This window comes from Oleiphilus sp. HI0080 (genome assembly GCF_001635135.1).
On the sequence record NZ_LWFU01000339.1, the window covers coordinates 1 to 11,906 of the forward strand.

Sequence of the window (11,906 nt, forward strand, 5' to 3'; positions counted from 1 at the left end):
CTAGTTGTTGTACTACTTATGGTTTTTTCTTTTATATTTTTTATATTGCGCGGAGGTAATCGCCCCCCCTTCACACGGCCTGCGATCTATTTTTGAAGCGCGGCATTTTTTTATCGATTCAATTTAAGTTTGGATCAAAAGCTATTGAATTCAAACTATTTTTCAGCAGATTAACAGATGGTAAAAACGACAAGGATAAAAACAAAAAAAGGCGCCCTAAGGCGCCTTTTCTTTTATAGCTATAACCAAATCGCTTAGTTATATGTAACAGTCACATCGTAATCGATTGATGTTGCACCACTTGCCGCTGCAGTCGCTGCAGTATCTACAGTCAAGGTACCACCTAAGGTCAACTCGTGTGATGCTTGAAGCGTTACACCCGTCAACGTTGTTGCCGCTTCACCGTTATCAATCATGCTTGGTACGAAAGTCATACCATTTGAAGATGTTCCCGCAATCGCAATGTCAAATGTAAGACCATCTGTACCCGCTACGCCGATCACACCCTCAATGCCATTTGTTGCTGCGTCAAAACAACCAGTACCAGAACGTGAACCACCAGCTGCTAGAGTACATGTTACGCCGTCACCTGATGCATCGATCTGGCCCAAGTTCATCTGAGTAGTCTCAGTCAACTGAAGCGGCTCAACGATTGTAAGTAGCGCCTGAAAAGTATCTGCTTGTGCCATACCAGCGCCAAGACCTGAAACTAGAGTTGCTGCGATTGCTGCTTTTTTGAATGTATTTTTCATGGATAGTATCTCCGAATTATATTTATTTATGTGTCTACTACACGTATTGCTGAATTAATTTTTATGTGGCGATATGTTCGACGCCATCTTTTTATTGTTTCTCCTACACCTTTGCTTTTACTTGGTGCTGAGGAACCTTCATGTTTACTACTTTCGCACTTACTGTCTTTTCTCTTGCCCCTAACTTTGCGGTTTGCGCAGTCGTTAGATAGACAATGTATGACGTGGCTTTTGACCACTTCAACCGCGCATCGGTTAGATCGCTTGGTTGTAAGCAGCGCGTGTTTTAAAATGTTTTGCATTTCGTTTGCGCTTAATTTCAGAGTAGCTAACTCAGAGATTCTGCACGAAGAAAAAAAGCCTATTTTGTATCTGTGTGTAACAAGCTGTTGGCGGGATGTTTCAGAGTATTCAGCTGCGTAATAAAAGCTGATTTTTTGCGACTTTTTCAGATACACAACGAAATATAGCGTGGTTTTTATACATTTTATTTAGAGAGGCAACGATCGATTGAAAGAAGCAAGGATAAAGAACAAACTGTATAAATAAGAACCAACCACCCCTCGCGAACGATTATTCAAAGGAAAGCATGACCACTTTGCAAAAAATGCGACTCGCGTTTTTTATACTGTTATTTGGCGCATTCTTCTCAGCCCCTTCTCATAGTGAGATCACGATAACAGAGATCAATCCGCATAAATTTCCGGACGCAATATCAAACCCCAGCAAAACTGCACGGCTTCGAGTCACTTGGAAGGGAGAGGTAAAGGGCGTGCGCAATACAACCGTGCTGGGAAGCGTATACAACGCGGGTGAATTTCTACTGTCGAGCGATAGCGATAAAACCTTTACGGTTAACATGACAAACGATGCCGACATCTCCGGCGTGACGCTTAAAACATTCCAGTTTCGATACAACAACAAGACCTACACGACATTCCCTGTCAGCGGGTTGGCAAACCCCGGTGCGGGAACTACCGCCACCGTTGGGATGCGCATACTATTCTCAAAGAATGTGCCTGCTGGAGACATAGCACCCTCTTATACAATCACCGTTACGGAAGACCCATAGCACTGCAAGGCTTATCGCCTTAGCTTTCGAATAGAACCGACAACATATGACGTGGAGCAAAAAGAGAAAGCGTCTCTTTGCTTCGTGTAACACCTGTATATAGAAGACGTCTACTAACTAGCTCTGTCGCGTAAGGCGCAACCACAACAGCCACCGAACGATATTCAGAGCCCTGGCTTTTATGCACCGTCAACGCATAGGCCAATGAGTACCCACTAAGTTTATGACTTGGCACGACAAGCGGCGGCAGATGCCCACCACGGTAAAACTGAAAGGTAATTCGCCCCTGCTCATCTTCGATCACAAAACCGACATCGCCATTGTAGATATCCAAGGCCGGATAATTCATCTCAATCAATATGGCTTGCCCGTGAAACAAGCGATTGCTCAGATCTTTATTCCACTGCTTTGAACAGTGCCTTTCGAGCTGCGCATTAACACGTTCGTTGATCGCAACCGTTCCAAGAGGGCCTAATCGCGTAGAACATAAAATCTGATAGCGGTCAAAAACCTCCTGCAACTCAGCCAATGACGCTTTGCGAGCAACGGCCTCTCCGTAAAACGCATACGCCTGAACTATATTCGCTAAATACAACTCCTGCTCTTGATCTTCTAACCAATGCACTTGGACGTCTTGTTCGGCTTGATTGAGGCAGAATGCCTCAAGCTGTGGCATCGCCCCATCGCGAACAATCAAGGCCAACTCAGCCAAGACACCTTCAAATCGATAGCTTTTGTGCAATTGCACTAACGGGTTAAGGCCAATATAGGGCTGAACGTTCGCACTTGTCCCGTAAGCAATGGCTTCGGCGACTTGCTGTTGTGAATAAGGTAGATAGGTCGCGAGCAGTTGCTGTTGCTCCTCGCCGGTATGTAAACCACGAAAACGCGCAACCCAGTCAGAGAATACTTGCCCTACTTCAACTGGTGGTAACTGAAACGGATCCCCCATGAATACAACGCATGTTTTGTCATCAAGCGCAGCGACTAGTCGCTCCATTAATGCAAGATCAATCATCGAAGACTCATCGATAACGACAAGCGTTGGAGGCGCTTCGTTATTCACTGCCCCAAAAACAAGCTGATTATCCGAAACGCGAACGAATGAGGAAAGCTCATCCATAGGTTTGCCGCACTCAATGAGATAACGGTGTATGGTCATCCCTTCATCGGGTATCGCTGTTATCAAAGCCTGCTCCAAATCAGGAGCAAGTGACAAGCGATCGATCAAGGACAGACTTTGAGCTCGAAGAGAGGTGGCTAGGCGCTGAGCGGCTTTTCCTGTCGGGGCAAGGCAAACAGCCCGTAATGGCTGATTGTCTGGTTGTGTAATCTGCTCCTGCAATAGTCGCAGGATCATCAGTTTGGCCGCGGTCGTCGTTTTACCTGTTCCCGGTCCACCACTTACCAAGACTAAATCTGAAAGCAAGGCATGCGCCGCAGCTAGCGCCTGATGGTCAAACGCTTCTCTTTGTGGATTCTTACCTTCTTTGCCCTTAGCTGTTAGATCATTGCCATCAAACTCAAACAGACGCTGAACATAGTGTGTCATCTGGTCCGACATTCCCGAGATAGTGACCGCTCGACGATCAAGGCGCGTCTTGATCCATTTTTCGACCGTATTCTGAAGTGACGCGTGACGAGCAAGCCACCATCGCCCTTCGGCAAAAACAATATCTAAACGAAGTTTGCGCGAGTCACACCCGCTATCACCATCACTATGGCTATCACCCTCACTATCACTGTCAGAGCCAGAATCATCCGTTAATTGCGCATCATCTAAGGTCTCAGCGAGCGTCTTCAAAACCTTTGCGAGTTCAGTTTGGTCGTCGAATGATGTCCAAGAAAAGACTACGAGACTCCGGTAGCGCTGCAAGCCTTCTAGGTCTAACCCTGCCTCGCCGCGACTACTTGCAAAAGACAGTACTAATGCCAAGTCGAACACCAAGGCGGCCTGATCCTGGGTTACTCTTGGCACATGTAGCACGCGCGTATATGCATTTTCCGCAGCGTACACATCAATCCAACGCAACAGACTCTCGCCGTTGGCAACCAACTGTTTTAAGCGCCCTAACTTAAAATCCACACTTGCCGGCCTAGAAGACACAGTTTTATTCATTGATACTGCCCTCTAGCAATTCGTCCATACGCTGAATTAAGTCCTTCTCGGGCTTTATAAAGTAGACGCCGGGCAGCACATCCCGCCGTTTGCTGTTCTGCGCTGAACGCTGCTTTTCATCTGAGCCAGAAGAAACAAGCTCCATCCCTCTCAGGAACAAATAGTAAACACCACCGAAATGTTGATCATAATCATAGTCTGAGCCCAAGCGATGCCGTAACAAGCGATGTAACGCGACGCTGTACAACAGATACTGAAGGTCGTAGCGATGGTCAATAATGGCAGCTTCGAGTTGCTCGAAGGCATAATCACTCGCTTCAAACCCTAAGTGATTTGACTTGTAGTCCAACAAATAATACCGCCCGCCTTGACGAAACGTTAGATCAATTGCGCCTTTTAAATGGCCTGAGAAGTGCTCAAAACCAACGCTTGGCAGTGCCTCACGAAACGAACGCAAAAGCGCATTCAGTTGCGGCGCAGCCAGCGCACCCACCTTAAAGTGAAACTCTGCCTCAACAATATAGTCTGACTGAGAAAGCCCACCCAAGCAGAGGCGTTTCTCTTGACCGGTCATGATTAGCTGGCCGTGCAGTTGCTCCTCTGTCCATCCCTGCCCCAAATCCAGATCTAAAATACGCTGCAACCAACTCGCCAAATATTCAGCCCAAAGGGCGAGGCGCGACTCAGGGACAAGCTGTTTGCGCATTAACAGGTTTTCAATATGCTGCTGCAGGCTTTCACCTGACCGGGCATATTTAGAGAGCAGTTGGCCAGTTGCAAAATCAATGTGCTCAAAAAGAGTATGCAAAAAGGTACCCGCATCGGCCCCCTTCGGAAAATTCAGAATATGTATCTGTGTAGGGCTGAGCGGTGAGAGTGATCGTACCGCAGCGCCAGACATGTGAGATTGCGGATGCAAACGATGATGCTCATTCATCAAACCTGTAAAGCTTTGAACGCGCCAAGAACTGCGCACGTCAGGCGCAAGGCGCTTTGAGAAATCTGAGAATGTCGGACTTGCATGAGTCACAGATGGCGCATCTTCAATACGCAGATTGTGTATGTCCTCGTTAGTCCAAAACTGATATTCGATCTCTTTATGCTCTGCAAGCACCGTTAGCCGATCACGAAGCCAACCTTTCTCAAGGCCGTCTGGCGAGTCGCCATTCAACAGCAAATAGCCAAAACCTGTCGCATGGGTTTTGAGCGCATTCCCTGAAAACTCACTCGTGCCGACATAACAACGATATTTTGCGCGGGTTAATGCAACATATAACAAGCGACAATCCTCTGCCAAACTCTCTTTTTCGGCAGCGGTTTTCTCACTATCGTCAGGCTCTAAAGCGAGAGACAAGCGCCCCTCCTCATCATAAAACCAAACCGGAGCAGACACTCTTTTCCCTGAGGATAGAAAGGGGACAAATACGACGGGATATTCAAGACCTTTCGAACTGTGGACCGTTACAATGCGCACCAACTGATCATCGCTTTCTAGGCGTATTTCACGCTCTTTTCCTAAAGTCGAATCGTCCTCCTCGAGCTGTCGGGCAAACCAGTGCAAGAGACTTGCAGGGCTGCCAATGCGCGCCGATTGGGCTTGGAGTAATTCGGCAATTTGACCGACATTGGAGAGTTTGCGCTCCCAGAGCAATTCTTGGTCCTCTGAACCTTGCCAATGCTCCAACGCGCCAAAGCTGACCAATGCAGAGCGAACCGCTGATAAAACCCCGTGATCCTGCCAACGGAGTGCAATCTCTCGCAGGCGCTCCGTCCAGGAAAAAGAAATCGCTTCATTTTGCTGCATTTCCATTAAGGACCGATCACTGAGTCCCCAGAACGGGTCACTCAAACACTGCATGAGCGCGCGCTCACTCGCCGTATTTTGAGCGGCGAACAATAGGTTGTAGATGGAGACGGCCTCCGGAGTGTGAAAGATTGAGTGCCGATTATCAAAGCTCGCTTTCACGCCCTGCGCGAGCAAATGCTGCTGCATAACCAGGGCTTCATTTCGGTCTCGAACGAGAATCGTGATATCTGCGCTCTTAACCTGCAATGACGCATCACCCAGCAACTTAACGAGACGCATTGCACAAAGGCGCGCTAACGCATCTTGCGTACCTTCTTTGTTGCGTTTCTTATCACCGTCTGTCTCATTACATACCTGATCGATATACAGCCCAGCGCCCCATTCAGGTTTGCGCATATTCGTACCGGAGCGCACCTCAACATAAGCAATCCCTTTGTCCAAGAAAGGCTTATCGTGATTGTCATAAAGAGCATTAAAAGCATCAAGCACCGCAACTGAGGATCGCCAGTTATCCCGCATAGTGAAAACGTGGCCTTTGTCAGACGCCAGGACGTCTGAACGCGCCCTTAGATACGTCGCCATATCTCCGCCACGAAATCCATAAATGGCCTGCTTGGGGTCACCAATAAGCACGAGTGACGAAGGATGAGATGGCGAAGCCTCCTGCCCCGCCGTTCCGAAGATACGAGAGAAAATCGGGTACTGCAGTGCGTCCGTGTCCTGAAATTCATCAATCAAAGCAACACTATATTTTTGACGTAGTTGCGCTACGAGAGCATGCTCAAGGTCTGGATTCAGCACCGCATCGTTGACTTGTCGGATCAAATCATCAAAGCCTAGCAATTGTTCTTCCCGCTTCTTCTGATCAACTCGCTCTTTGGCCTCGACGTAAAAAGCCTGAAGAAAGAGCGAGCCTAAGCTTTTTGGCTGACGTTCAAAAAGCTGCTCAAGAGATACAAAGAAAAGGTGCTTAGGCGGCTGCTTGCCTTTTTTAGCACTCGCTATAATGGTCGATTCGTAAAACGTATCAAACTTGAGCTTGGCCATATCCGCTAGGCTTGCGCCGCTGTCTAGCCATGCTTGTATGGCCTCTAGGCGCTTCAGCTTATTATCGACAAGCTTTAAGTCTGAATCAGCAACAACACGTCGCACATCCGCGAGGTGATCAGAGATCAGGGTAACCAAAGATGCGTGCCATGCATCAAGCTCTTGGTACTGGGTTAACCACCAAGCCAAAGGCGTCTCTGCTAGATCTTGATGCCCTGCCTTAGTCAAAGAGGTTTGAGGTGTCACCCGATCAGCTTGTCGATGCGTGAAGACGCTAATCTTGCTGTTCAACGCGTCGGGCGTTGGCCATTGTGAGCGAACATACCTCAATGCAGGTTCAGGAAACTTAAGAATCGTTCCTCGCCAAAGATCGCGACAAGCATCAAGCCATTCAGGCCTTAAGTCTTCCTTCAAACTCTGTTCGCTTGGAAGATTCATCAACACGGCATGCTCTCGCGCCACTTTCTGGCAGAAGCCATGAATGGTATGAATCTCCGCCAAATCGATACTTTGCTCTGCCAACCGGAGACGTAACAAGTCATCAACGAGATTCTCAGAACGGAGCACCATCCGTGCAAGCAAGTCATCCGCGCCTAAGGCTTTTAACTCGCCTTCAACCAAAACATCTCCCGAAAGGCCTTGCTGTGGATCAATTTGCTTTAGCGCACGCTCAATTAGGGCCGTGCACTCAGCAATCTTACTCCGAATCCTAACCCTCAATTCTTGAGTAGCGGCCTCCGTAAACGTCACTACCAAAACTTCTTCAATCGTGTACTTTTTTTCAAGAACATATCGCAATACAAGGTGCGAAACTGTAAAGGTTTTACCTGTTCCTGCACTGGCTTCGATCAGAGCAAGGCCGTCGAGTGGAAAACGCGAAATATCTAAATTTTTCATGTGCTTATCCACTACTTGACCTCTCTGAAGTCAATCATGGGTAAAGGCGTAATCGGTTCAACGTCGTTGTCCCCTTTTCGACTCATCGCATCTGTGTGAAGCGCAATTTGGGTAAAAATAAGCTCGTTATCAAATTCAGGAACCCGCTCCGCATCCTGATCGCTTCCGGACAAAGTGCAATATCGCGCCCACAAAGCCGCCAAGTCTCCTACCGGCGGCGTTCGTTTGAACGCTCCTTGAGGGGTTTTATCTTTACCACTGAGGTAATGAAACGCCACTTCCGGTAAGAGAGGACGTGGCTCAAGCATCGCGCTATGGAAGTATGAAACCAGTTCTTGAAGATATTGCTTCGCCCGAGCGCCACCTAATGCCGGAAGTTCGATCTGCCAGGCCGGCGTCACGCAAACGCTCGTCGCTGGAATAGGCAAAGCGTTCTCTGCATGAAACACATTCCAAGCAACGTGCCGGGCCCATACACCAAAAAACCACTTTCCAGGATTGCGTGAAAAGTGCACATCTACCAAGCCGGCATCACCAATATAGACCTCACCGCTGAGCACGGTTGACTCTGCGAGGCTGGATGGTAAACGAAGCATTAATTGAACAGGCTGTGCAGCAAGTAACGGCTCTATCCGCGAGCAAAACTCAGCGTAGTCAGCACTTATCTCTTCAACAGACGCTCGCGCAACAGGTGCTTGCGGAAGCTCACCAAGTAACGAATGCTTTCGAATGAAGTCGTCGAGCGACGCGCCTCTGAACCAAACATCACACATCTGTCTGGCGAGTTTGTACGTCTGCAAACCATCAAGTGCAAAGGGTTCGTCACTTGCGAGCACGTCGATAAAACGCGCGCTCTTGACCCCCAGCTGCACGGAGTAATACGCAGCCAAGGGATTGGCAAATACGCGCTCCCACTCTGCGAGCTCTAGTTGTTCCGGCCATTCAAACAACGGGGGGCTGTGCGGGGGTTCATTTTCCAAAGCCGCCACCTGTTCAAACAAGTCTGCCTGACCAAGCGCTAATTCAGCTCCGTTACTGGAAGGCATTTCATTTTTGTTCATCGGTGCATGCAAGGGGTACCATTCATTCGCAAAAGATCGAGGCAAGCATCCATCCTCAATACCTGAGCCATTAAAATAGGCCGAGTGGAAAGGTTGAAGTCGATGCTGATAGGTCCAGGCATTCACCAGCGCTTTTGCAGCATCACTGGACCGATCCGTAAAGCTTCGAACACAAAGCTCTTGAAGCTCCGATAACAATACAGAGGGGAATAACTCGCTGTTATCTTTTGGATCAAAGCCCTTATACGAGATGTATAGGCGATCTTCAGCACTTAGAATTGCTTCGAGAAACATATATCGGTCATCACGTCGTCGGGATCGATCTCCCAAGCGGGCGGGGTATTGACTAATGAGATCAAAACTCTGCGTCATGTCATGGCGCGGATACGCACCCTCATTCATCCCCAACAAGCAGACCGCCTTAAAAGGTACCGTGCGCATGGGCATTAAATTACAGAAGTTGATCCGACCCGATAGAAATCGCTGGCTTACTTTCTCTTTTTCTAGCTCGGCCTGAAGTACTGCGAATATGAGGGAAAAAGGGACTTGCTGGTCAAAGCCGCTAACCTCAACCTGCTCAATAAGCGCATCAAGGCTTTTATCGGCTAGTTGTCGTAAGGACTCATCTAATGCGTTCATATCAAACCAGGAATACCAAACCTGTTGAACGCGAATAGCCCATTCATCAACCGACTTTGTCGAGCGCAATGCAACAGCATTACTTTCAATCAAATCCACAACGCGTAATAGAATGCCTAGAACTTCATGTTGTTCAGCACTTCGTAAGGGACATTCTATAAACCCCGCTTTAAGGTCATCAGGTGCGCCAACCAGGTATGACTTCAGTGCCCGTCTTAGGCCGAACAACCAAGTATGGCTATCCCCTGTGTGGCTAGAACCAATCACAGCATCTCGATGAGACTCGTTCACCCCCCAACGAATATTTAAGGCATCAACAAGCTTACGCGCGAAAGCCAAACGCTCGGCGTTGAGATCGAATCGAGAACACACGGCATCGAGACTCAGCAGATCAAAAATCTCATCGACTGTTAGACGCTTTTTATCGAGCTGTAGCACGGCTAGAAACTGCTCAATAATTGGCTGCTCTTGAGCTAGCGCGTGGTCAGAAAGGCCGTAAAAAAGTCGCGCTTCTCCTCCATCACGCGACTCAATCGGAGCTCCAAACACGGCATCAATAAAAGGCGCATACTGCTGAATATCAGGCGCCATGACGATAAAGTCACGCAAAGTGAAACTTGGGTCTTGATCAATCACATCCAGGACATAGTCACGCAGCGCCTCAACCTCACGCAAACGCGAGTGACAACGAGAGAAACGAATCGATGAGTCAAGTTCAAGCTCAGTGATGTCTGCGATGTTACACTCTACCCGACCCTCGAGAAGGTCGTTCTGAATATGCGCAAGCGCAGTCCCTGATGCATTTGACTCATACAAACTCGCCGCAAACTCACTTAGACCATCCTGCTCATCATAGCGATAGAGTGCTCCAAGATAATTTTTACCCACCTCTCCGAGGGAGGCTAATAAGGGGTGGGACTCATATTGTTCGAACTCCGACAGTGCCAAAACAGCATCATCACCGGACTGAAGGAGACGCTGCTGATACAGGGCATTTTGCCGCTCAGTGAGCGCGTCTCCCCAGTAGTACTGACAGGGATTCTGAAATAAAAAGTGCACATCAATGTGCTTACCAAGCGCTAAGAAGACGTTGAGCCACTGGACTGGAATAGCCGCCATCCCAAAAACAAATACTCTCTGAGGCAGCACGGCCCGGTCGAAGTTACCCTCGTTTAACACCACTTCTAACGCACGTAATCGAGAAGCACGATGATGTCGCTCTGAGAATGAAAACTGTGGGTACAAGGCCTGCCAAACTATACGTTGCCACGCCTCTTCTTGCTGCGTTGATGCGCTAGAAAATTCACTAACTTTGTCAGTAAGCGGCTCTCTTCGCTCCCATGCGGTGATCCAATCATTACGGTAGTTTTGATAGGCATCAAAATTGTCCGCAAGTATCTCGCTCACCTGAAACAGGCTTTGCTCACGCCCGGAACGACCAGACCGCGCAACAAGCGAATCGACATAAGCTCGAAGACCATCAAACTCCGGTTGATCAATCAGATCCGGTAAGAGACGGAATATTTCCCAACGCAGGGTCGATTTCTCAAAATGCTGAACGGTTGAGCTATGCTCACTTTTTTCAGAAACAAGCGACTCAATCAGCTGCCAAAGAAAAGCACCCGGCATTTGTGTATCAACCATACAAGCAATGCCTTGATGATCCGAAATACGTTGCTTTAACCACACGCCCATGCCGTAGCTTTGGGTTAAAACAATCTCGGATGCGAAAGGGTCGGCAAGCGGTGGTGTGCTTTGCAGCTTTGCGAGTATTTGAGCTAGGGTTTCGGTTTTGTTAGATGGATATAAGTAGAGCATGGCCGTCCTTGAGATCAAGTGAAAACAGTATACCCGCTATTACCCAACGCTCCATACGGCTAAGAGCTCAAATCAAAACTTAAATCAAGATTTTTGAGCACAGTTTTAATCTGATCTAGAGATCCGGACTGGAAGGAATTCACAACACAAACAACGAACACAAAAAAGCCGGCTCAAATATGGCCGGCTCTTTAAAACAGCGAACATCAAACCTTTAGGACTGATCGCGGCCTCGGCCTGCAGCAATGCGAAGTCTTAAGGCACTGAGCTTAATAAAACCTTCCGCATCTTTTTGGTCGTATGCACCGGCGTCATCTTCAAATGTCGCGATACTCTCGTCGAATAGGGAGTCATCAGACTTACGACCAACCACAATCACGTTACCCTTGTACATTTTGATGCGAACAACACCATTCACATAGGTTTGTGTCTCGTCGATCAGTGCTTGCAATGCTTTTCGCTCTGGTGACCACCAGTAACCGTTATAAACGAGCTCCGCGTATTTTGGCATAACGCTGTCTTTCAAGTGCGCCGCCTCTTTATCCAGCGTCAACGATTCGATTGCACGATGCGCCTTCAACATGACGGTACCACCGGGTGTTTCGTAACAACCACGCGATTTCATACCGACGTATCGATTCTCTACCAAGTCAGCTCGACCAATACCATTCGCACCTGCAACTTTGTTTAAATA

The 11,906-nt window shown here is 48.2% G+C and carries 5 protein-coding genes and 1 pseudogene; 1 reads left to right on the forward strand and 5 read right to left on the reverse strand.

Features of this window, described 5'->3' with window-relative positions:
• Positions 1 to 254 precede the first annotated feature (254 nt).
• Positions 255 to 752 (reverse strand): DUF4402 domain-containing protein, encoded by a 498-nt coding sequence (locus A3751_RS04630; protein WP_068452751.1) that lies wholly within the window; start codon positions 750 to 752, stop codon positions 255 to 257.
• A 589-nt stretch (positions 753 to 1,341) separates the two neighbouring features.
• Between A3751_RS04630 and A3751_RS04640 the strand changes: the two genes are divergently transcribed.
• Positions 1,342 to 1,824, forward strand: coding sequence for a hypothetical protein (locus A3751_RS04640; protein WP_068452759.1), 483 nt, complete (start codon positions 1,342 to 1,344; stop codon positions 1,822 to 1,824).
• Between the two features lie 19 nt (positions 1,825 to 1,843).
• Here the strand turns inward: A3751_RS04640 and recD are convergent, their stop codons facing one another.
• The 4 genes and pseudogenes from recD to A3751_RS04660 all read right to left on the reverse strand — a co-directional run.
• Positions 1,844 to 3,943, reverse strand: coding sequence for an exodeoxyribonuclease V subunit alpha (gene recD, locus A3751_RS04645; protein WP_068452761.1), 2,100 nt, complete (start codon positions 3,941 to 3,943; stop codon positions 1,844 to 1,846).
• On the reverse strand, positions 3,936 to 7,694 hold the full coding sequence (gene recB, locus A3751_RS04650; RefSeq protein ID WP_156492254.1) for an exodeoxyribonuclease V subunit beta: 3,759 nt from the start codon (positions 7,692 to 7,694) through the stop codon (positions 3,936 to 3,938). The genes recD and recB overlap by 8 nt, the downstream gene beginning before the upstream one ends.
• A gap of 11 nt (positions 7,695 to 7,705) precedes the next feature.
• On the reverse strand, positions 7,706 to 11,212 hold the full coding sequence (gene recC, locus A3751_RS04655; RefSeq protein ID WP_068452765.1) for an exodeoxyribonuclease V subunit gamma: 3,507 nt from the start codon (positions 11,210 to 11,212) through the stop codon (positions 7,706 to 7,708).
• A 214-nt stretch (positions 11,213 to 11,426) separates the two neighbouring features.
• A pseudogene (locus A3751_RS04660) lies at positions 11,427 to 11,906 on the reverse strand (argininosuccinate synthase domain-containing protein); the annotation flags it as partial.